The 20,127-nt window shown below is 73.4% G+C and carries 22 protein-coding genes; 6 read left to right on the plus strand and 16 right to left on the minus strand.

The window, feature by feature from the left end; translation table 11 throughout:
- Positions 1–20: 20 nt before the first annotated feature.
- The 6 genes from O7634_RS07405 to O7634_RS07430 form a co-directional block, all read right to left on the minus strand.
- A complete protein-coding gene (locus O7634_RS07405; RefSeq protein WP_278149400.1) occupies positions 21–407 on the minus strand; it encodes an LPXTG cell wall anchor domain-containing protein in 387 nt (128 codons plus the stop codon).
- An 87-nt stretch (positions 408–494) separates the two neighbouring features.
- Positions 495–1,754, minus strand: a complete 1,260-nt coding sequence (locus O7634_RS07410) for a PQQ-binding-like beta-propeller repeat protein (RefSeq protein WP_278149401.1) — start codon at positions 1,752–1,754, stop codon at positions 495–497.
- Positions 1,755–1,900: 146 nt separating this feature from the next.
- A complete protein-coding gene (locus O7634_RS07415) occupies positions 1,901–2,383 on the minus strand; it encodes an SRPBCC family protein (protein ID WP_278149402.1) in 483 nt (160 codons plus the stop codon).
- Positions 2,384–2,527: 144 nt separating this feature from the next.
- Complete coding sequence (locus O7634_RS07420) at positions 2,528–2,737, minus strand: DUF397 domain-containing protein (protein WP_278149403.1); 210 nt, start codon at positions 2,735–2,737, stop codon at positions 2,528–2,530.
- A gap of 211 nt (positions 2,738–2,948) precedes the next feature.
- Positions 2,949–4,145 (minus strand): fumarylacetoacetase, encoded by a 1,197-nt coding sequence (fahA, locus tag O7634_RS07425; protein ID WP_278149404.1) that lies wholly within the window; start codon positions 4,143–4,145, stop codon positions 2,949–2,951.
- Positions 4,142–5,011, minus strand: a complete 870-nt coding sequence (locus O7634_RS07430) for a hypothetical protein (RefSeq protein ID WP_278149405.1) — start codon at positions 5,009–5,011, stop codon at positions 4,142–4,144. The genes fahA and O7634_RS07430 overlap by 4 nt, the downstream gene beginning before the upstream one ends.
- Positions 5,012–5,105: 94 nt before the next feature.
- Between O7634_RS07430 and O7634_RS07435 the strand changes: the two genes are divergently transcribed.
- A complete protein-coding gene (locus O7634_RS07435; protein WP_278149406.1) occupies positions 5,106–6,272 on the plus strand; it encodes a cupin domain-containing protein in 1,167 nt (388 codons plus the stop codon).
- On the opposite strand, the gene O7634_RS07440 is transcribed toward O7634_RS07435, so the two are convergent.
- From O7634_RS07440 to O7634_RS07455, 4 genes are read right to left on the minus strand one after another with little or no spacing between them, the layout of a single operon-like run.
- Complete coding sequence (locus O7634_RS07440; protein ID WP_278149407.1) at positions 6,269–7,297, minus strand: tetratricopeptide repeat protein; 1,029 nt, start codon at positions 7,295–7,297, stop codon at positions 6,269–6,271. The two genes, O7634_RS07435 and O7634_RS07440, sit on opposite strands and share 4 nt — an antisense overlap.
- Before the next feature lie 10 nt (positions 7,298–7,307).
- Positions 7,308–7,790, minus strand: a complete 483-nt coding sequence (gene ispF, locus O7634_RS07445) for a 2-C-methyl-D-erythritol 2,4-cyclodiphosphate synthase (RefSeq protein WP_278149408.1) — start codon at positions 7,788–7,790, stop codon at positions 7,308–7,310.
- Between the two features lie 16 nt (positions 7,791–7,806).
- Positions 7,807–8,502, minus strand: a complete 696-nt coding sequence (gene ispD, locus O7634_RS07450; protein ID WP_278149409.1) for a 2-C-methyl-D-erythritol 4-phosphate cytidylyltransferase — start codon at positions 8,500–8,502, stop codon at positions 7,807–7,809.
- Positions 8,503–8,558: 56 nt separating this feature from the next.
- Positions 8,559–9,044, minus strand: coding sequence for a CarD family transcriptional regulator (locus tag O7634_RS07455; RefSeq protein ID WP_007073334.1), 486 nt, complete (start codon positions 9,042–9,044; stop codon positions 8,559–8,561).
- 328 nt (positions 9,045–9,372) lie between these two features.
- On the opposite strand from O7634_RS07455, the gene O7634_RS07460 reads away from it, so the two are divergent.
- Entirely contained in the window at positions 9,373–10,083 is a 711-nt protein-coding gene (locus O7634_RS07460) for a hypothetical protein (protein ID WP_278149410.1), read from the plus strand.
- 43 nt (positions 10,084–10,126) lie between these two features.
- Here O7634_RS07460 and O7634_RS07465 read toward each other — a convergent pair whose 3' ends face one another.
- From O7634_RS07465 to O7634_RS07480, 4 genes are all read right to left on the minus strand, one after another.
- Complete coding sequence (locus tag O7634_RS07465) at positions 10,127–10,759, minus strand: hypothetical protein (protein WP_278149411.1); 633 nt, start codon at positions 10,757–10,759, stop codon at positions 10,127–10,129.
- Positions 10,760–10,791: 32 nt separating this feature from the next.
- Complete coding sequence (locus O7634_RS07470; RefSeq protein WP_278149412.1) at positions 10,792–11,850, minus strand: type III polyketide synthase; 1,059 nt, start codon at positions 11,848–11,850, stop codon at positions 10,792–10,794.
- An 85-nt stretch (positions 11,851–11,935) separates the two neighbouring features.
- Positions 11,936–13,102: an acyl-CoA dehydrogenase family protein gene (locus O7634_RS07475; RefSeq protein ID WP_278149413.1), complete on the minus strand. Its 1,167-nt coding sequence runs from the start codon at positions 13,100–13,102 to the stop codon at positions 11,936–11,938.
- Between the two features lie 41 nt (positions 13,103–13,143).
- A complete protein-coding gene (locus O7634_RS07480) occupies positions 13,144–13,917 on the minus strand; it encodes a methyltransferase domain-containing protein (protein WP_278149414.1) in 774 nt (257 codons plus the stop codon).
- A gap of 46 nt (positions 13,918–13,963) precedes the next feature.
- On the opposite strand from O7634_RS07480, the gene O7634_RS07485 reads away from it, so the two are divergent.
- The 4 genes from O7634_RS07485 to disA all read left to right on the plus strand — a co-directional run bounded on the left by O7634_RS07485 (position 13,964) and on the right by disA (position 18,611).
- On the plus strand, positions 13,964–14,803 hold the full coding sequence (locus O7634_RS07485) for a UbiA family prenyltransferase (RefSeq protein ID WP_278149415.1): 840 nt from the start codon (positions 13,964–13,966) through the stop codon (positions 14,801–14,803).
- 140 nt (positions 14,804–14,943) lie between these two features.
- A complete protein-coding gene (locus tag O7634_RS07490) occupies positions 14,944–15,753 on the plus strand; it encodes a hypothetical protein (protein ID WP_278149416.1) in 810 nt (269 codons plus the stop codon).
- Positions 15,754–15,837: 84 nt separating this feature from the next.
- On the plus strand, positions 15,838–17,295 hold the full coding sequence (radA, locus tag O7634_RS07495; protein ID WP_278149417.1) for a DNA repair protein RadA: 1,458 nt from the start codon (positions 15,838–15,840) through the stop codon (positions 17,293–17,295).
- 131 nt (positions 17,296–17,426) lie between these two features.
- Positions 17,427–18,611, plus strand: coding sequence for a DNA integrity scanning diadenylate cyclase DisA (disA, locus tag O7634_RS07500; protein ID WP_203148032.1), 1,185 nt, complete (start codon positions 17,427–17,429; stop codon positions 18,609–18,611).
- A gap of 6 nt (positions 18,612–18,617) precedes the next feature.
- Here the strand turns inward: disA and O7634_RS07505 are convergent, their stop codons facing one another.
- Together O7634_RS07505 and O7634_RS07510 are read right to left on the minus strand one after the other, a co-directional pair.
- Positions 18,618–19,343 (minus strand): hypothetical protein, encoded by a 726-nt coding sequence (locus tag O7634_RS07505; RefSeq protein WP_278149418.1) that lies wholly within the window; start codon positions 19,341–19,343, stop codon positions 18,618–18,620.
- A 118-nt stretch (positions 19,344–19,461) separates the two neighbouring features.
- The gene (locus O7634_RS07510) at positions 19,462–20,043 is read right to left on the minus strand and encodes a peptide deformylase (RefSeq protein ID WP_278153898.1); all 582 of its coding nucleotides are present in this window, start codon (positions 20,041–20,043) and stop codon (positions 19,462–19,464) included.
- Positions 20,044–20,127 lie beyond the last annotated feature (84 nt).

The raw sequence follows: 20,127 nt of genomic DNA on the forward strand, positions 1-20,127 counted from the left end.
GCTTTTTGTCCGTTTTTGCGTTAACCGGCCAACCGGCGACGACGCAGCAGAACCCCGCCGACCACGAGCGCCGCGCCCACCAGGACCAGGATGAGGAGCGATGAGCCCATCCCGGTCACCGGCAGTTCGCCCCCGTGCTGCGGCGAGCGGGTCGGCGGCTGCGGTTCGGCGGTCCGCGTGGGTTGCGCCGACGGCGTGGGCGGCTGCGTCGGAGGCGCGGTGGTCGGCGCCGGGCGCACCTCGAAGGTGACACCGGTGCCGGCGCTCGGAGTCGCCACTGCCCTGCTCGGCGGCCGGCCGACGGCGTTCGGGGCACCCGGCGCGAGGAGCGCGGCCGCCAGGACGACGAGCGCCACCAGGACCAGCCGGCCGGCGACCGGGATCGCGGTTAGTCGTCGGTGCAGCATCTCGGTTACCCCCGGATCACCCACAGTGATGTTGAGGGGACAGTACCGCCGAACATGAACCGGAACCGTGATTGCCGGCTCCCCGCCTCAGCTCACCGCCAGGATCACCGGTTCGGACGACAGGAAGTAGCGCAGGTCTTCGGCGTCCGGGTCGACCGGCCGCCGGAGGCGTTCCACCGCCACGTACCCGTCTCCGGTGGCCACCGCCCCGGGCGACCAGCCGGTGCCGTCCGAGCCGACGTTCATCCGGAAGCGGGACAGCTGCGTACCGGTCGCCGGGTCGAGCGTCACCAGGTCGTTATCCTGGGTCAGCAGGTGCACCCGGCCGGGCTGGGCGGCGAGCACCCGGGCCGCCGGCCCGAGGCCGCCGAAGCGCCACAGCTCGGTGCCGGAACGCGCCGAACGGCCCACCGCCGTCCCGTCGAGCACGGTGACCGCCTCCTCGCCGACCACCGTCGCGCCGGCCGGGTCCAGCGCGGCGGCGGGGACGGGGCCGCCCGCGCCCACCAGCCAGCCCCGACCACCCGCGTCGCCCGGCCCGGCGGTCCGCAGGGCCGGACACTCCGACCTGCCGGTGCGGCAACCGAGCGGGGTCACCACCAACGCGTCCGGGGCCCCCGCCGGCCGCCAGCGCTCTCGGACCGCACCGGTGGCCGCGTCCCGGAACTCGACAGCGGCCGGACCGGCGCAGGTGTCCAGGCCGACCAACTGGCCGGTGACGGTCGTGCCGACGTCACCACGGCAGGACCCCGGCAGCTCGACCCGCCACAGCTCCCGGCCTCCGGCCAGCTCGATCCCACGCGCCTGGCGGTCGCCGGTCACCACCAGCACCGTCCGGCCGCCCGGCAGGCCGGCGCGGTAGAGGCCGGGCGGATCCCAGACGGTGGCCGCCCCGGTCCGTCGCACCGCGGCGTCACCCGTGGGCGGCACCGGGCCGTCGGCGCGCCACAGCACCCGACCGGTGGACGCGTCGAGCGCGACCACCCGGCCGTCCGACCAGCGGCTGATGACGGTACGACCGCTGGCCACCACCCCGCTCAGCTCAGCCGGCCAGCGCCGGTACGACCAGAACGGCGAGGTTCGGTACCGCCCGTTGGCCGGCCGGTCGGCGTACACCTGCCGGTGCGCCGCGAAGACCCGCAGCCGGGCATCCACGATCAACGGCGCGGCGGGGAGCCGGCCGACCACCCCGGCGGATGGTTGCGGCGCCGCCGGGTACTCGGCCCGCGCCACGGTGCTCACCTCGGCGGGCGCGAGGACCCGGTGCACGACGGCCGCGGCAGCCACTGTCGCGAGCAGCGCCGCGACAGTGACCACGAGCCGTCGTCGGCCTCTCGGGAACCCCATGCCGCACCTCCGCCCGGCACCCTACCCAGCGGAACCCGCCGGAGCCCGCTCAGGTCAAGGCCCCGCGCCCGGGTCGGGGTGGCCGGGCCGCCGCGCTCGCCGGAGTCAGGCGGCTTCGGCGGAGCCGGGGCGACCGGCCGCGACGGTCAGGCGGCTTCGGCGGAGCCGGGGCGACCGGCCGCGACGGTCAGATCGGCCAGATCACGCCGGAGCGCCGCCTCGACCGCCCGCGCGGCGAGCCCGCCGAGCAGGAGCGCCACCACCCGCCCGTACGGCGCGGTCGGCACCGCCTCGTGGGTGACGGTGATCGCCGTGCCGACCCGACGGCGACGCCGGACCGGTCGCAGGTTCCAGGTGATGCGGTAGTCCGCCCCGGCGCCGGAGGAGCACAACACGAGTCGTTGCGGGGCGAGGGCCTCCACCACCAGGAACTCCTCGGTCAGGGTGCCGCCACCCGGCTGGGCGCGCTCCTCCCGCCAGGAGGTGCCCGGCCCGAACGGGCCCGGGGTGAGCACCTCGATCGGACCGGCTCCGGTCAGCCGGGCCGCACGGCCGGGCAGGTCGGTCAGCAGACGCCACACATCGACAGCGTGCGCCTCGATGAGACCGGTAACCGCGACCATCGACATGCCACCCTCCCGTGTCCCCGACGGTACGCGGAGTGAGGGCCGGGCGATGCCCCCGGGACGAAATTCCCACTACCCGGGGGCCAGACTGTCCGAAAAGGCGGTCGCTCCGGCACCGGTCGTCGTCGACTGGTGCCGGAGCGCCGGTCAGCGTTCGAAGCGACCGGCCCGAATCGCGCCGATGAAGGCTGTCCACCCCGGCGGGCTGACCGCGAGTGTGGGGCCGGACTGGTCCTTGGAGTCGCGGATCGCGACCAGACCGTGAACGTCGACCAGGTTGTCCGCCACCTCCACGCAGAGCCCCTGGTCGTTGGAGCGGCTGCTGGTGCGCCACACGGCGCCCGCGAGATCGTGCATGGTCAATACCTCCGTGTGCGTCGGGATGCCCCGTCGCGGCGACCGGGCGGGGGCCCGGCCCGGACGGGGCGACGTGATCCGCACGGGCCAACGGCGCAGGCGGGCCTCTTGATCGCACCCGCTGTGCGACCAAAAGTCCCGTGCACGAGACGACCCGAAGACCAGGTGGTCAGCCCGGTCCGCAGGAGGTGCAAGGAATCCGACTCAGGCCTCAGCGAGCCGGATGGATGGTGCCGGTGACCTCGCCGAGGGCGATGCTGGTGCCGTCCGGCCCGGGAGCGGTCGCGGTGATGGTGACCGTGTCGCCGTCGACGAGGAAGGTACGGCTCTCGCCGCCCACCGTGACCGGCTCGGCCCCACCCCAGGTCAGCTCCAGGAACGACCCGACCTGCCGCCGGTCCGGGCCGGAGACGGTGCCGGAGGCGTACAGGTCGCCGGTGCGCAGCGACGCGCCGTTGACGGTGAGGTGCGCCAACTGCTGCGCCGGGGTCCAGTACATGGTGGCGAACGGCGGCCGGCTGACCTCCTCGCCGTTCCACTCGACCGCCAACCGGAGATCCAGACCCAGGTGGGGCACGTCCCGCAGGTAGTCGACCACCGGCGGGTCCTGGTCGGGGGCCGCCACGAAGGCGTCGCCGAGCGCGTCCAGCGGCGTCACCCAGGCCGAGACCGAGGTGGCGAAGGACTTTCCGAGGAACGGGCCGAGCGGCTGGTACTCCCACGCCTGGATGTCCCGGGCCGACCAGTCGTTGACCAGCACCACCCCGAAGACGTGGTCGGCGAAGTCGTCGGCGGCCACCCGCTCACCCAGCGGACTGGGCACCCCCACCACGAAGCCGACCTCGGCCTCGATGTCCAGGCGTACCGATGGGCCGGTGACCGGACCCTCGGCGGAGGCCCGCTGCCCGGTCGGCCGGGTCACCGGCGTGCCGGAGACGACCACGGTGCCGGCCCGCCCGTGGTAGCCGATCGGCAGGTGCTTCCAGTTGGGCAGCAGCGCCGGCTGGCCGGGCCGGAAGATCTGCCCCACGTTCGACGCGTGCTGCTCGGACGAGTAGAAGTCCACGTAGTCGGCGACCTCGATCGGCAGCACCAGCTCCACGTCGTCGAGGGGCACCAGCAGCGGCTCCACGGCGGCCCGGTGCGCGGGGTCGGTCAACAGCTCGGTGATCCGCTGCCGCACCGCCGTCCACTGTGGCCGGCCGAGCGCCATGAAGTCGTTGAGCACGGGCCGGCACAGCGTGCCGGCGGCCAGCACCAGCTCGGCGCTCTCGGCCGCGTGCAGGTCGAGCACCCAGGACCCGATCCGTACGCCGATCCGCGACCGACCCCCGTCCTGGCGGAACACGCCGTACGGCAGGTTCGTCACCCCGTACGGCGAACCGTCGGCGCCGGTCACCCAGGTCATGCGTCGTAGCCCCCGTTCACCAGCCCAAGCCGGATCAGATCGGTCAGTGGTTCCAGGATGCTGCACGAGCCGAAGCCGACCCACAGTGGCCGGGGCGTGTCCAGCCGTTCGGTGGCGCGCGCCAGCAGCGGGCGCGGGTCGACGACGGTGAGCAGCTCGGCGACGGTGCCCACGCCGGCGCCGTCGGCGGCGGCCACCGTCGCCGCCAGCACGTTGGCGTAGCCGTGGTGGGTGAACCCGGTCTCCGGGTCCAGGTGGCGGACCGCCTGGTGCAGCCCGGCGGTGAGCTTGAAGGGCAGGTTCCGGTCGCGGCACGCGCAGATGACGGCGGCCAGCTCGGCGGGTGTGGGGAAGAGTTCGGCGGCCAGGCCGCCGGTGCGGAACTTGGCCGCGATCGGCGTGCCGGCGGCACGGGCGGCAGCGAGCGCGTCCAGCGCGCCCATCAGCCCGAAGGTCAGTGGCAGCTCGGCGTAGACGGTCTCGACGCCCGGCAGTTCGTCGGTGAGCCGCAGCAGCTCGGCGATGCCGGGCAACGGGTCCTCGCCGCGCTTGGCGACCGCCACCTCCACCTGGCGGGCGGTGACGCCGTCCGGTGCCAGGAACGAGAGCGCGAACGGCAGCTTCCCGATCCCGGTGTCACCGATCAGCCCGATCACCAGACCCGCGTCCGGGTCGACCAGGCCGGTCAACTCGCCCGCGGTGACGGTCGAGGCGGGGAGGAGCAGCGGGCCGACCAGGTCGGCGTACCAGGCGGCGCGGTGGCGGCGGTGCGCGGTGAGCGCATCGGAGAGCGCGGCGCTGCCCGGCGGGAAGACGGCGGCGTCGTCCACCAGGCCGTCGAGGAGTGCGGGCACCTGCGTTGACACGGAACAAGAATGTACGGGACGCTACGAGGAACGGACAACAGCGTCCGATTATCGGACGCCTTCGGCCGGTGAACGGGACTTTTCGGGAGGCGAGATGCCGTACTACCGCAGCGTCGGCGAGGTGCCGCGCAAGCGCCACACCCAGTTCCGGCAGCCCGACGGCAGCCTCTACGCCGAGGAGCTGATGGGCCAGGAGGGCTTCTCCTCCGACTCGTCACTGCTCTACCACCGGCACGCGCCCACCGCGATCCTGGCCGCCGACGAGTTCGCCCCGCCCGCGTTCACCCGCACGCCGAACCTGCCGCTCAAGCCCCGTCACCTGCGCACCCACAAGCTGGACACCGGCGGCTCCGACCCGGTCCTCGGCCGGCAGTACCTGCTCGCCAACGACGACGTACGGATCGCGTACGTCCTCGCCGACCGCCCCTCGCCGCTGTTCCGGGACGCCACCGGCGACCACTGTCTCTACGTCGAGGCGGGCACCCTCCGGGTCGAGTCGCCATTCGGGATGCTGGACGTGACGGCCGGGGACTACGTCATCATTCCCACCTCGACGATCCATCGCCTGGTGCCCACCGGCGACCAGCCCGTCCGACTGCTCGCCGTCGAGGCCGCCGGGCACATCGGCCCGCCCAAGCGCTACCTCTCCGTACGTGGGCAGTTCCTGGAGCACTCGCCGTACTGCGAGCGCGACGTCCGCGGCCCGGACGCCCCGCTGCTCGTCGACGGCGAGGAGGTCGAGGTGCTGGTCCGGCACCGCCGTGGCTGGACCCGCTACGTCTACGCGAACCACCCGTTCGACGTGGTCGGGTGGGACGGGCACCTCTACCCGTGGGCGTTCTCCATCCACGACTTCGAGCCGATCACCGGCCGCATCCACCAGCCCCCGCCGGTGCACCAGACCTTCCAGGGGCCCAACTTCGTCATCTGCTCGTTCGTGCCGCGCAAGGTCGACTACCACCCGGACGCGATCCCGGTGCCGTACAACCACCACAACGTCGACTCCGACGAGATGCTCTTCTACACCGGAGGCAACTACGAGGCCCGGCGCGGCTCGGGCATCGAGCAGGGCTCGATCTCCCTGCACCCGTCCGGCTTCACCCACGGCCCCCAGCCCGGCGCCGCCGAGCGGTCCATCGGCGCGGACTACTTTGACGAGTTGGCCGTCATGGTCGACACCTTCCGACCGCTGGACCTCTGCGACGCCGCCGGCGCCTGCGAGGACGAGGCGTACGCCTGGACCTGGGCGCGCCGCGGTTAGCGGACCGCCGTCCTGGTGAAGACGGCGAACTCGGCGACAGCCGTCGCGGCGATGGCGAGCACCAGCGGCCACGGCGAGCCGACCACCGCGTACACCAACAGCAACACCGGCGCGGCGGCCACGGCGTAGACGGCCAGGGCCATCGCGCGGTCCGAGTGCAGCAGCGCGGGCAGGACACTCCGGGTCAACCCCGGCAGTCGGGCCGCGAGCTGCCAGACCACGACACCGCCGGTGAGCGCGGCCAGCACCGCCAACACCCGGGAGAGGCCGTCGCTCGCCGAGGCCGCGAACGCGACGAGCACCGCCGCCACCAGTGACCAGGCCGCGCCGTAGAGCACCAGGCGGTGCAGCCCGTACGCGAGGGTCCGTGGCGAGTCGATCCGGCTCGGGCTGACCGTCACCGCCTCCGCGACGTGCTCCAACGCCTGCGACCAGCGGCGCTGCTCCAGCCGCAGGACGCCCACGTCCTGCCCGGCCTCGGCGATGCGGGGGTCCAGCCGCAACGCCTCCCGGTAGGCCCGCTCCGCCAGGTCGAACAGGTCCAGGCGGGCCGCGACCAGGCTGAGCACGAGGTGCGCCTGCGGTTCCTCCGGCGCCAACTCGACTCCACGCCAGGCCGCGTTGAGCGCCGGCTGCCCGTTGCGCGAGTCGGCCAGGATCGCGGCGGCACTGCGCTGGGCGTACGCGTCGACCGGGCCCAGCGCGAGGATCCGGTCGGCGGTCGCGGCCGACTCGGGGTAGCGCTCCAGGTCGGCGAGCGCCATGGCCCTGACGACGAGCGGTGGCAGTGCCTCCGGCGCGGCGGCCACCGCCGTGTCGGCGGCGGTCAGCGCCTCGGTGGGGCGACCGGCCACCAGATGCACCCGGGCCAGCGTGGTGAGCGCGTCCACGTCGTCCGGCCGGAGCGCCAACCCGTAGGCCAGCTCCCCGGCCGCCTCGTCGTGACGCCCCAGCTCGGCGAGGAGTTGGGCCCGTTGGAGGTAACCGTCGGCGGCGGACTGGTCGGGGGCGGGATCGGTGGACATCGCGGCGAGCTTAGGCGGCCGGCGCGTCGTAGACCAGGGCCACCGCTATTCCGGTCAGCCCTTCCTCGCGGCCGGCGAAGCCGAGCCCGTCGGTGGTCGCCGCCGAGACGGTGACCGGGGCTCCGACGGCGGCGGAGAGGACCTGCTGGGCCTCCTCGCGACGCCGACCGATCTTCGGACGGTTGCCGATGACCTGCACGGACACGTTGCCGATCGCCAGGCCGGCCGCTCGCACCCGACGGGCCGTCTCGGTCAACAGCGCCACCCCGGACGCGCCGGACCACTCCGGCTGGTCCACCCCGAAGGCCGCGCCGAGATCGCCGAGGCCGGCGGCGGAGAGCAGCGCGTTGCAGGCGGCGTGCGCGGCGACGTCGGCGTCCGAGTGGCCGGCGAGACCATCCTGGTCCGGCCAGAGCAGCCCGGCCACCCAGCACGGCCGACCGGGCTCGAACGCGTGCACGTCGGTGCCGATGGCCACCCGGGGAACGATCATGCGCAGAGCGTACGCGTCAACCGGTCGCGGCGAGCAGGTGCTCCGCCAGCGCCAGGTCGAACGGGCGGGTGATTTTCAGCGCGTACTCCGAGCCGGGCACGCATCGCACCGCGACGCCCTGCTTCTCGACGAGCCCGGCGTCGTCGGTGAGGGAATCGCCGGCCGCGGCGTGTGCGGCGCTGAGCACGGCCCGGCGGAAACCCTGCGGGGTCTGCACCGCGCGCAGCGCAGCCCGGTCGACGGTGCCGAGCACGACCTCGCCCGCGTCGACCTCCTTGATCGTGTCGACGACCGGCAGCACCGGAATCACCGCGTCGGACCCGTCGCGAACCGCCGCGGCGACGGATTCGACCAGCTCAGGCGGGGTGAGCGCGCGGGCGGCATCGTGGACCAGGACGATCGTCGGCCCGGCGGGGACCGCGGCCAGGGCGGCGGCCACCGAGGCCTGCCGTTCCGCACCGCCCGGCACCACCGTCACCGGGGCGACCGGGGCCAGCAGCTCCCGGACGGCCTCCAGCTCGGCGAGCGGGGCGGCCACCACGATCGTGCGCACGGAGGGCGCGGCGGCCAGCCGGCGCACGGCGTGCACCAACAGCGGTTCGCCGGCGAGGAGGCGCAACGCCTTGGGGCGGCCAGGACCGAGTCGTACGCCGGCACCCGCCGCAGGCACGAGGACCGCGACGTCACCGCGCGGATTCAGCTGCGCGGTCACGTCGCGGTCCTCGGTGGTTTCTTCGCTACGAAGTGGGTAGCAGGATGCTGTCCGGACTAGGCCTCGGTGAGGACCTTGTCGAGCAGCGTCTCCGCCTCATCCTTGGTGCTCTTCTCGGCCAGCGCGACCTCGCCGACGAGAATGTCGCGGGCCTTGGCGAGCATTCGCTTCTCGCCCGCGGAGAGGCCCCGCTCCCGCTCCCGACGCCACAGGTCACGCACGACCTCGGCGACCTTCAGCGGGTTGCCGGAAGCCAGCTTTTCCAGATTGGCCTTGTAACGCCGCGACCAGTTGGTCGGCTCCTCGGTGTGCGGAGCCCGGAGAACGTCGAAGACCTTACCGAGGCCCTCTTCGCCGACCACCTCACGAACGCCCACGATCTCGGCGTTCTCAGCCGGCACCCGGACCGTCAGGTCACCCTGCGCGACCCTCAGGACGAGGTATTGCTTAGGCTCGCCCTTGATGACCCGAGTCTCGATTGCCTCGATGAGTGCGGCCCCGTGGTGGGGGTAAACAACGGTCTCGCCGACACTGAAAACCATAGGTTCGAAACCCCTTTCGCTGTGTCTAGGGTAACACGGTCAGGCACCGATGTCTCACCGATGTCCTGACCGTTGGCGCAGCTCAGGGGCCCTGTGAGAGGTCTTGCTTCAGCTTGACAGGCGGTCAAACCGATGGTTCGAACACGCTCCGTAACGCACAAATGACTGCCCGGTACGGGTGAACAGAACGTCGAGATCAAGGGCTACGCGCTCCTTCCATGGTAGCTCGGCGGCCCGGACCGCGCCCAGGTGTAGCGGGAGGAGCCCTCGGTGCGGGACCCTGGAGACCGAGCCGCACTCCGCTCTCGAGACGCTTCCAGGAGGTCCGATGGGCAAGCCGGACGCCGAGGGTCACGGACCAGCAGAGGGTCTGCCCGGCCTGCCACCCGAGTGGGGCCGGGTGGTGGTCCCCGACGACGCCTCCACGCTCGCCACCGAGGCCGCCCAGGTCCGCCGCGAGCTGCGCCGGGCCGCCGGCCGACCCGGCCGGCCCCACGCGATGGGCCTGCCGCTGCTCGTCCTGCTGGTGGCGGTGATCACTACGATGGCCGGCCTCTTCGCGGTCACCTGGCCGCGGGCCAACCGGGGCACCGACCGCCCGAATCCGGCGCCCTACTCGCCCCCCGCCGACCCGGCCGGCCGGGCCCTCCCCGCGCTGGACCTGGTGGACGAGGACGAGGCGCCGGTGCCGCTTCGTGGCCTGCTGCCCGCCGTGATCATCCTGCTGGACGGCTGCCCCTGCCCGGACCGCGTAAGCGACGCCCTGGCCGCGGCACCACCCGGCGTCTCGGTGGTCACCGTCACCGGCGCGCGTCGTCCGACGCCGACCAGCGGCAACCCTGCCGGGCCGACCGACAGTCGACAGGTCCGCGTGCTGGCGGACCCGGCCGGAGGTCTGCGCTCGTTCCTGGGGCGGCCGGCCCGCTCCGGCGCGGCCACGGTGCTCCTGGTCGATCGCACCGGCACCGTCACCCGCGTGCTGCCCGACATCGGACCGATCGACGCCTACCGGGACGAGCTGCTCGCTCTCGCCGCCTGACCACCGCCCCGTTCCGTCACCGGAGCAGGGCTCACGACCCGCGCTAGCGGGGCAGGGTGACGAGCTGCGCCTCGACGTCGATCACGCGCGTCCCGCCCGCGGACAACGTCACCCGGAACGGCCGGCCGTGCGCGAACACCACGCCGCTGGAGGTCACACCGTCGCAGTCGATCTCGGACGGGCCGTTCAGCTCGGCCCCGGTGACCGTCACCACCAAGGTGCCCGGCCTGGTGCACCGGTACTGCAACACCTGGCGGGGGTCGCTCCCGCTGCCGTCGAAGACGACCTGCTGCCCCGGGACGACCGTCACCTGCTCACGCCAGATCGTCTCGCGGAACACGGGCAGCTCACCCTCGAAGACGAGCCAGGTCGGATCGCCCTCGATGTCGGTGATCATGCCGGTGGCCGGGTCGACCTCCGTCCGTACCATCTCGCCCGCCGCGTCCACCCGCACCCGCAGCCGCTCACCCGGCGCCGCGGTGAGCAGGGCGCGGGCGCGGTCCAGCTCGGTGCTGACGCTCCGCCCGACGCTCGGCGCGGCCGTCGATGCGCCGACCGGCCCGGCCGTCGGGGCGGGCGCGGCGGCACGCCACCACCAGCCGCCGACGGCCAGGGCGAGCGCCGCGACGCCGTACAGCACCACCGAGCGCAGTCGATCGTCCACCGTGGCGTCCATCAGTCGAGCGTACCGGCCGAACTCTCAGAGAATCACCCTTGTCGATCGAGCAGGGCGGCGTACAGGGTCAGACCCGGGCCGAACGCCAGCATGACGATGCGCCGAGCGGCCGGCGCCCCGCGGCTCAGCCGATCCAGGATCAGCAACACCGTCGGTGACGAGCAGTTGCCGTGCTCGTCGAGCGTCGCCCGGGACGCCGCCAACCCGTCCGGCGGCAACGCCAACTCCCGCTCGACCACGTTGAGGATGCGCGGTCCGCCCGGGTGCACCGCCCAACCGTCCACCTCGGAGCTGGTGAGGCCGTGCCGGGCCAGCAGCTCGTCGACGAGCTTGCGGACGTGCCTCGAGAGCACCTGCGGCACCTTCGGCGACAACCCCATCCGGAAGCCGGCGTCGGTGACGTCCCAGGTCATGTGGTCGGCGGTCGAGGTGTCCGTGACGGCGGCGACCTCGCGCAACGCGTACCCCCGACCGCCCGGGACGACCACGGCGGCGACCGCGGCGTCCGAGAAGAGCGCGTGGGAGACGATCTGCTGGGTGTCCACCCGGGCGCTGGACGGCTGGATGTGCAGGCTGGTCAGCTCCGCGCAGAGCAGCAGCGCCGGACGGCCCCGGGCGGCGACGAAGTCACTCGCCGCGCCCAGCCCCGGCAGCGCCGCGTAACAGCCCATGTGACCGATGAACATCCGCTGGGTGTCCGCGGCCATACCGAGGTCACGGGCGAGCAGGATGTCCAGCCCCGGGGTGGCGTACCCGGTGCAGGAGCAGACGATGAACAGCCCGATGTCACCGGCGCTCAGCCCGGCGGCGGTCAACGCGCGACCCACCGCCTCCTTGCCCAGCGGCAGGGCCTCCACCTGGTAGCGACGCATCCGGCGCTCGGTCGGCCAGTCCGAGACGTCCTCCAGCAGCGGGTTGACCGCGGCCTGCCGTCGGGTCACCCCCGAGTTCGCGAAGATGCGTTGGGCCAACGACCGGGTCGCCCCGGAGAAGTGCCGGGAGAAGAAGCCCTCCCACAACTCGTCCTGGCAGGCGGACGGCGGCTGCGCGGTCCCGAGCCCCGCGATCACTGGTACGGACACGATCCCCACCTCTCGTCAGATGCTGTCCTCCCCCTGGTCCTCCCACCAGCCACAGCGGCTGGCCTGTCCTCCGCACCATTCGCGTACGGCCGGCTCACCAACGCGGGGCCGATCCGTCACGATCCGGGTCGCCACCCAACGCGGCGATGCCGAGCCAGTCAGCGCACACGTCCGACGTGGCCGGGTGCAGCGAACCGCAGCGGGCGTCCCGGTAGAGCCGTTCCAGCGGATGACCACGACGGGTCGCCGAGGTGCCCGCCGCCTCCAGCACCGACGCCGCCACCTCCGCGGCCGTGGTGCCGGCGAGCAGCTTCGCCCGCCACACCCACCGGTTGGTCTCCTCGTCACCCGGCGCCTCGTCCACCCGGCGGGCCGCCTCCGCGACCACCAGTTGCGCGGCCGCCGTCGCCGCGTCCGCCCGACCCAGGCGGGCCCGCACCGCCGGCAGACCCGCCAGGTTACGGGCGTTGAGGTGCTCGGCCGCCGCGTCGATGGCCGCGCGGGCGACGCCCACGTAGACCGCGGCGTAGCTCGCCACCAGCCAGTGCGGCATCAACTGGGCGACGACGAGCGCCAGCCCCTCCACGCCACCCAGCAGCCGGTCGGCCGGCACCGTGACATCCAGGTGCAGGTCGTGCGAGGAGGTGGCGCGCATACCGAGCGAGTCCCAGGTCGGCTCCACCGTCAGGCCGTCGCCGGCCGGCACCAGGAACTGCGAGACCACCGACTGGTCGGCGGCGCTCCGCGCCGCCACCAGGTAGCCGTCGGCGTGCCCGGCGCCGGAACAGAACGTCTTGCTGCCCTTGATGTGCCAACCCTCGTCGGTCGGTTGGTAGGCGGTGGTCAACTGGGACAGCCGGGCGCCCGCGCCACGTTCGCTCATCGCCACCGCGTACCACGAGCCCTGCGCCGCGGCCGTGAGCAGCCGGTCCCGGGCGGCCAGGGCCTCCTCCGGCACCCCCAGCGCCTCGGCCAACTCCTCGGTGACCGCGCCCAACGCGCCGGTGACCGAGGCGTGCATGTTGAACACCAGAGCCGTGGCGCCGTTGCCCCGGGCGAGCTCGGTGGCCACCGCCGCGTACTCGGCGAACGTGGCTCCCAGGCCGCCCAACTCGCGGGGCACCAGCAACCCGAACAGACCGGCCTCGCGCAGGTCGGCGAAGTCGTCCACGGGGAAGGAACCGTCCCGGTCGTGCTCCGCCGCCCGCGCGGCGAACCGCGGCGCCAACCGGCGGGCTGCCTCAAGCGCATGCACCGTCATATCGTCCCCTCCTCGGCGTCTCATACCCCGCCGCGACGCGACTATCCTCTGCGGACCCCCCGGCCCTGGTAGAGCACCGCCGTGGACCAGGTCGGCACGATGCGCGGCGCGGCGCCGACGGTCGCCGTACCCGCCGCGCCGGCCGCGCGGGCGCGCCGGAGCAGCCAGACGAGCAGGCCACCCACCTGCGGCCGGACACCCCGCAGGCGCAGGTCGACACCGTGCCGGGCACACTCCGCCACCAGCGCCCGATCGTCCACGAACAACAGTGGATCGTGGATGCCCCGGGGCACCGTCGGCAGCCGCTCGGCGATCCGTACCGCGACGAGACGGGCCAGCGCCGTGTCGTTCAGGGTGTCGAGCACCAGCAGGCCGCCGGGGCGCAGCAGTCGACACGCCTCGGCCACCACGCGCGGCCAGGCCGGCACGTGCTCCAGCAGCTCACCGGCGGAGACCACGGCGGCGCAGCCGTCGGGCAGCGGCACGGCGGTGGCGTCCGCCTGGATCACGTCCACCCCGTGCTCGGCCGCCTGGACCAGCGCCGACCGGGTCAGGTCGACACCGACGTGGTGGTAACCCTTGCCCTTCAGGTGCGGCGCGAGCAGGCCGGCGCCACAGCCCAGGTCGACGAGCAACGCGCCCGGTCGGTAGGCCGGTGGCACCAGCGCCGCGCGGGCCTCGGCCAGCCAGTGCAGCATCGCGAACGCGCCGTCCGGTCGCCACCACTCACCGGCCAGGTCGTCGTACTGGCGCGGATCGTTGGGCGGCAGCACCCTCCTGCCGGTGGACGCCGCGGCCGCGGCCACGTCTCGCATGGCACCGAGCGTGGCACGACTGCTCGGTAACGACCAGACTTCCCTTATGTCGTCGAGGGTGTTAGGGCTGGTCAGGGCGAGCCATCCGGAACCGGCCGCAGCAGTGACCACGGTGGCCGGTCTGCTCGCGTGGGGAGTGGGTCATCGACCCGCCGGAATCGCCTCGGTGGTACTCGCCGTGCTGGCCAGCCAGCTCGCCGTCGGCTGGACCAACGACGCGCTGGACGCCGATCGGGACGCCACCGTGGGGCGTACCGACAAACCGGTCGCCGCCGGCGCTGTCGGTCGGCGCGCCACGGCCTGGGCCGCCGCGACGGCCGCGGTGGCCTGCCCGCTGCTGGCCCTGACCACGAACCCCACGGCGGCGTTCTGGCTGACCCTCGCGCTGGTCTCCGCGCTGCTCTACGACTGGCCGCTCAAGGCCACGGCGTTCTCGGTGCTGCCCTACGCCGTCTCCTTCGGCGCGCTGCCGGCCTTCATCGTGCTGGCCCTGCCCGACCAGCCGTCCCCACCCGCCTGGCTCATCGTCGCGGCGGCGTCCCTGGGCGCCGGCGCGCACTTCGCCAACGTGTTGCCGGACCTCGCCGACGACGCCCGGACCGGTGTGCGCGGCCTGCCGCACCGGCTGGGCGCGGTAGGCAGCCGGGCGGCGGCGGCCGTTCTGCTCCTCACCGCGACCGCGGCCCTGGTCCTCGGACCACCCGGGCCACCGTCGACCATCGGGCTGGCGGCGGTCGGCACGGCCGCCGTGGTGCCGCCACTGAGCTGGTACGCCGGGCGCTCGGCGAGCCGGGCCGGCCGGCGGCCGGTGGCGGCCTTCCGGGCGGTGATGCTCGTCGCCCTCATCGACGTGGTTCTGCTGGTGACGAGCGGTCGAGTGGTGTGAGCGGCACCCCTTGAGGTGGCATTGCCCGGGTCCGCGTGCGGGCCTCGATCAGCCCCAACTACCCTGGAGCGCGGTCTGCGCGGGTATGGCCACCGTGCCCGGCGTACGGCCCGGGTGGGATTGTGACGAGGAGGACCGACGTGACGCGCTCGATCAGGGGATCCCGGCGGGCGGCCCTGCTGCTGTCCGGGGTCGCGGCGGTCGGCCTGCTGGCCTCCGGATGCGGCACCGGCCAGATCGCCGAGACCGCGATGAAGGAGCCGTCGGTCCAGGGCGTCAACCTCACCACCAACAACGGCCTGCTGTCGGTGCGCGGCCTGTTGGTGGAATACCCGGGCCTCGAGGGCTACCGGGCCGGCGAGGACGCGACGCTCGAAGCCGTGATCTACAACGACTCGAAGGAGACGGTGACCGTCACCGTCACCAGCGAGAACGCTCGCGAGGTGGTGATCAGCGGCGGCTCGGCGAGCCCGTCGCCGTCGGTCGGGGAGTCCGCCTCGACCAGCCCGACGCCGTCCGGTTCGGTCAGCCCGTCGGTGACGCCGTCCGGTTCGGCCAGCCCGTCGACCTCGACGTCGCGCTCGGCCACCCCGTCGGTGACCCCCTCCGAGACCGGGTCGTCCTCGGCCACCCCGTCCGCGCCGGAATCGGCGCGGGCGTCCGGTTCGGCCAGCCCGTCCGCCCCGGGTCAGCCGGCCCGCATCGAGTTGGCGCCGTTGAGCTACGTCCAGTTCAACGTCGAGTCCACCACCCAGCTCCGGCTGATCGGCCTGACCGAGGCGGTGCGCTCCGGCCAGAACGTCGCTCTGACCTTCGACTTCGGCAACGGCAACATCCTCACCGGCCAGGCGCCGGTCGCGGTTCCGCTCACCCCGGCGGCTCCGCCCTCGCGGATCGTCGAGCGCGAGGGCGGCTATGAGGGCGACGAGGGCGGCACCACCCACGAGTGATCCCGACGCACATCGACGAACGCCCCGGCGTGGTGACCACCACGCCGGGGTGTTTTCGTCGTACGCGGGGGCTAGCGTCCTGATGTGACCACCTCCCGATCAACCCCTCCGCGCGGCGGCACGGCCGGTGCCGCGCGTGGGCGGTCCGCCGCCCGTGAGCCGCGTCCGGCCTACGAGTGCGACGCCTGCGGTCACCAGCCGCCCAAGTGGGTGGGGCGCTGCCCCGAGTGCGGTGAGTGGGGCTCGGTGGTCGAGAGCACGGTGACCGGCCCGATGGTGTCCGGTCGGGTGGTCAGCTCCCGGATGCCCAGCGAGCCGGCCCGGCCGATCGCCACCATCAGCGCCGCGCCGGCCCGCGCCCGCCCCACCGGCGTCAGCGAGCTGGATCGGGTGCTCGGCGGCGGCCTGGTGCCCGGTGCGGTGGTGCTGCTCGCCGGCGAGCCGGGCGTGGGCAAGTCGACCCTCCTGCTGGACGTGGCCCAGCAGTGGGCGGTCGGTGCCGGCAGCCCCTCGCTGGTGGTCAGCGGTGAGGAGTCGGTCAGCCAGGTGCGGCTGCGCGCCGAACGGATGGGCACCCTGCACGACCAGCTCTACCTCGCGGCGGAGAGCGACCTGGCCGCGGTGCTCGGGCACCTCGACGCGGTCAAGCCGGGCCTGCTGGTGCTCGACTCGGTGCAGACCATCTCGACCACCGGCACCGAGGGTGTGCCCGGCGGCGTGACCCAGGTCCGTGCGGTCACCGCCGCGCTGGTCTCGGTCGCCAAGGAGCGGGGCATCGCCACGGTGCTGGTCGGGCACGTCACCAAGGACGGCCAGGTCGCCGGCCCCCGGGTGCTGGAGCACCTGGTCGACGTGGTGCTGCACTTCGAGGGCGACAAGCACTCCTCGCTGCGCCTGGTGCGCGGGGTGAAGAACAGGTTCGGCGCGGCCGACGAGGTCGGCTGCTTCGAGATGCACGAGGGCGGCATCAGCAGCCTCGCCGATCCGTCCGGGCTGTTCCTGACCCGCTACGCGGAGCCCGTTCCGGGCACCTGCGTGACGGTGGCCATGGAGGGGCGACGAGCCCTGGTCACCGAGGTGCAGGCGCTGATCGGCGCGACGGTGGCCGGCTCACCCCGGCGCACGGTCTCCGGTCTCGACTCGGCGCGGCTGGCGATGGTGCTCGCGGTGCTGCAACGGCGCACCGAGCGGCTGACCCTGCACGACCGGGAGGTCTTCGCCGCCACCGTCGGCGGCATCCGGGTGGTCGAGCCGGCCGCCGATCTGGCGGTCGCCCTGGCGGTCGCGTCCGGCGGGCTCAACCTGGCGATCGCGCCGCACCTGGTGGCGATCGGGGAGGTGGGGTTGACCGGCGAGGTGCGCCGGGTCGGGGCGGTGCCCCGCCGGCTGGCCGAGGCGGCACGGTTGGGCTTCAAGGTGGCCCTGGTGCCGCCCGGCTGTGGTCCGGCCAGCACCGGCGCCGGGCCCGAGCAGATGCGGGTGACCGAGGTCACTGACGTCCGCTCCGCGCTGCACCATGCGGCCCGCGCGTCCGCCGAGTGACCCGCTGTGCCGACGGGACCGGCGATAACGGACAGGCCGTCCCAGACCGAAAATGGTGGAAAGGGCGGCATCGTGACACATCACAGTAACCACGACAGCACCCACCGCACGGCAGTCCGTAGAATGTGCCCGTGCCGATCGACCGCGATACCACCAAGCCAGCCGGCGCGCCGCCCCAGGCCCGCACCGGCGCCGTGGGCTCGCCCGCCCGCCCGATCAGCGTGAGCGTGACCGCAGGGGTCGCCGGGGGCGCTGGCGACCCGCTACGGGCCAATCTCGCCCTGATGGCTCCCGGCACGGCCCTGCGCGACGGTCTGGAGCGCATCCTGCGCGGCCGCACCGGCGCGCTCATCGTGCTCGGCTACGACAAGGTGGTCGAGGGTCTGTGCACCGGCGGCTTCCCGCTGGATGTGGAGTTCTCCGCGACCCGGGTTCGCGAGCTGTGCAAGATGGACGGCGCGGTCGTGCTCTCCAGCGACGGCACCCGCATCGTCCGCGCCGCCGTGCACCTGATGCCCGACCCGTCCATCCCGACGGAGGAGTCCGGCACCCGGCACCGCACCGCCGAGCGGGTCGCCCGCCAGACCGGCTATCCCGTCATCTCGGTCAGCCAGTCGATGCGGATCATCAGCCTCTACGTCAACGGCCAGCGGCACGTGCTCGACGACTCGGCGGCGATCCTCTCCCGGGCCAACCAGGCGCTCGCCACCCTGGAGCGCTACAAGCTCCGGCTGGACGAGGTCTCCGGCACCCTCTCCGCCCTGGAGATCGAAGACCTGGTCACCGTCCGGGACGCGGTGGCAGTGGTGCAGCGACTGGAGATGGTGCGCCGCATCGCCGACGAGATCGCCGGTTACGTGGTGGAGCTGGGCACCGACGGTCGCCTGCTGGCCCTGCAACTCGACGAGCTGATGGCCGGCGTGGACGCCGACCGCACGCTGGTCATCCGGGACTACCTCCCGGTCGGCCGCAAGTCGCGCACCCTGGACGAGGCGCTCGTCGAGCTGGACCTGCTCGGCGCCACCGAGCTGATCGACCTGGTGTCGGTGGCCAAGGCGATCGGCTACCCGGCCGCGTCCGACGCGCTGGACGCCGCGGTCAGCCCGCGCGGCTTCCGGCTGCTGGCCAAGGTGCCCCGGCTGCCGGTGGCGGTGGTCGATCGCCTGGTGTCGCACTTCGGCAGCCTGCAACGGCTGCTCGGCGCGACGGTGGAGGACCTTCAGGCAGTCGAGGGGGTCGGCGACGCTCGGGCGCGCGGCGTCCGGGAGGGGCTGTCCCGGCTCGCCGAGGCATCCATCCTGGAACGCTACGTCTGACCCGGCTCAGCCGGTGATGGTGAGCTTCACCGGCGCGCTGAGCTTCGTGCCGACCCGGGCCAGCACCTGGTACGTCCCGAGCGGCGGGAACGGCCCCGCGGCCAGCCCGCTGCCGTCGCACCTGCTGGTGTCCCGCCCGTTCCAGGCCACCTGGTAGGAGCGCTCGAAGTTCGGCGTGAAGGACTGCACGTCCGAGCCCTGGACCTTGCCGCAGGTGTCCGACGACCAGACCTTCTCGGCACCGGACTTGATGAAGATCTCCTGGGCCTCGGCGCCGACGTTACGGCTGCACGTCCGGTCCGAGGTGTTCTTGATCTTGAGCTGCAGATCGACCACCGCCCCCCGCTGGACCGAGGTCGGGCTCGCCACCGAGACCACGCTGATCTCCTCGTTGGTGCACGTGCCGTCGTCCTCCGAACCGGCGGCCTCGCCCAGCGGAGGCGTGTTGCTGGTGACCGCGGGGCTCGGGTTCGTGGCACCCGCGTCGGCGGAAGCGGACGCGGACGGTGGCGGAGCGCCGGTCTGCGGGGTCAACACCGGATCGCCGGTGGCGGACGGCGCGGCGGACGTCGCCGTCGACGACGCCCCCGCCTTCGGGTCACCACCGCCCGAACGACCCGAGCCGGTGCAGGAGTAGAGCAGGACAATCAGGAAGAGAGCAACCGCTCCGAGTACGACGGCGCGACGCCGCCAGTACACGGCGGATGGCAAGGGGCCGACCGTCAGACGCATGATGCCTCCCACCGTAGCGGCGGCGCGCCCACCGGTGCGGCGCGACGCGCCGGAACCGATCCAGGGCGTGCGCCCCATCCTCCACTGAGGACGAACAGCGGGGCGTTACCGGGGTCGGTCACAGATAGACCTTGCGCTGGTAGACGGCATGCGCACCGGCCACCCGGTCCAGGAACAGCAACCCCGCGCAGTGGTCGATCTCGTGCTGCAACGCACGGGCCTCGAAGCCGTCCGTCGCCAACCGGACCGGCTCGCCGGTGCCCGGCAGCACACCCTCCACCACCAACCGGCTGGCCCGTTTCACGTCACCGGTCAGGTCCGGCACCGACATGCAGCCCTCCCGGCCCGGCCTCCACCGGGTCGCCTCGACCACCCGGGCGTTACACAACACGAACGTGCCGTGCACGGTGATCGACTTCGGGTGCCCCGTGACGTCCACGACGAAGACGTCGGCGGCCACCCCGACCTGCGGCGCGGCCAACCCGACGCAGCCCGGCGAAACCCTCATCGTGGCGACCAGGTCGGCCGCCAGCTGAACCGTCTCCCGCGCCCGGGGGTCGACCTCGGCGGCAGTGCCGCTGAGCAGCGGATGCGGGGCGGAAACCACAGCGCGCACCACCCCGGGCACCCCGAGCGCCTCCGGTGTCCAGCCGCCCAACCCGTCGTACGCCCCGCTCTCCGGCGTCGCCTCGCCGGCCACGACCCTGGCGTCGGCCACGGCCTCGTCGCCGGTCACGGCCCTGTCCTCGGCCACGGCCTTGTCGCGGGCCACAGCCTCGTCGTC

The organism is Micromonospora sp. WMMD1120 (assembly GCF_029626235.1).
Lineage (GTDB): Bacteria > Actinomycetota > Actinomycetes > Mycobacteriales > Micromonosporaceae > Micromonospora.

Excerpts from the sequence above, each read along its gene's own strand:
- O7634_RS07485 (WP_278149415.1), top strand. The coding sequence starts at position 13,964 with ATGTCGTCGAGGGTGTTAGGGCTGGTCAGGGCGAGCCATCCGGAACCG.
- O7634_RS07475 (WP_278149413.1), bottom strand. The coding sequence starts at position 13,102 with ATGACGGTGCATGCGCTTGAGGCAGCCCGCCGGTTGGCGCCGCGGTTC.
- O7634_RS07505 (WP_278149418.1), bottom strand. The coding sequence starts at position 19,343 with ATGCGTCTGACGGTCGGCCCCTTGCCATCCGCCGTGTACTGGCGGCGT.
- O7634_RS07415 (WP_278149402.1), bottom strand. The coding sequence starts at position 2,383 with ATGTCGATGGTCGCGGTTACCGGTCTCATCGAGGCGCACGCTGTCGAT.
- ispF (WP_278149408.1), bottom strand. The coding sequence starts at position 7,790 with ATGATCGTTCCCCGGGTGGCCATCGGCACCGACGTGCACGCGTTCGAG.
- O7634_RS07435 (WP_278149406.1), top strand. The coding sequence starts at position 5,106 with ATGCCGTACTACCGCAGCGTCGGCGAGGTGCCGCGCAAGCGCCACACC.
- O7634_RS07480 (WP_278149414.1), bottom strand. The coding sequence starts at position 13,917 with ATGCGAGACGTGGCCGCGGCCGCGGCGTCCACCGGCAGGAGGGTGCTG.
- O7634_RS07410 (WP_278149401.1), bottom strand. The coding sequence starts at position 1,754 with ATGGGGTTCCCGAGAGGCCGACGACGGCTCGTGGTCACTGTCGCGGCG.
- O7634_RS07440 (WP_278149407.1), bottom strand. The coding sequence starts at position 7,297 with ATGTCCACCGATCCCGCCCCCGACCAGTCCGCCGCCGACGGTTACCTC.
- fahA (WP_278149404.1), bottom strand. The coding sequence starts at position 4,145 with ATGACCTGGGTGACCGGCGCCGACGGTTCGCCGTACGGGGTGACGAAC.
- O7634_RS07455 (WP_007073334.1), bottom strand. The coding sequence starts at position 9,044 with ATGGTTTTCAGTGTCGGCGAGACCGTTGTTTACCCCCACCACGGGGCC.
- O7634_RS07465 (WP_278149411.1), bottom strand. The coding sequence starts at position 10,759 with ATGGACGCCACGGTGGACGATCGACTGCGCTCGGTGGTGCTGTACGGC.
- O7634_RS07460 (WP_278149410.1), top strand. The coding sequence starts at position 9,373 with ATGGGCAAGCCGGACGCCGAGGGTCACGGACCAGCAGAGGGTCTGCCC.
- O7634_RS07420 (WP_278149403.1), bottom strand. The coding sequence starts at position 2,737 with ATGCACGATCTCGCGGGCGCCGTGTGGCGCACCAGCAGCCGCTCCAAC.
- O7634_RS07405 (WP_278149400.1), bottom strand. The coding sequence starts at position 407 with ATGCTGCACCGACGACTAACCGCGATCCCGGTCGCCGGCCGGCTGGTC.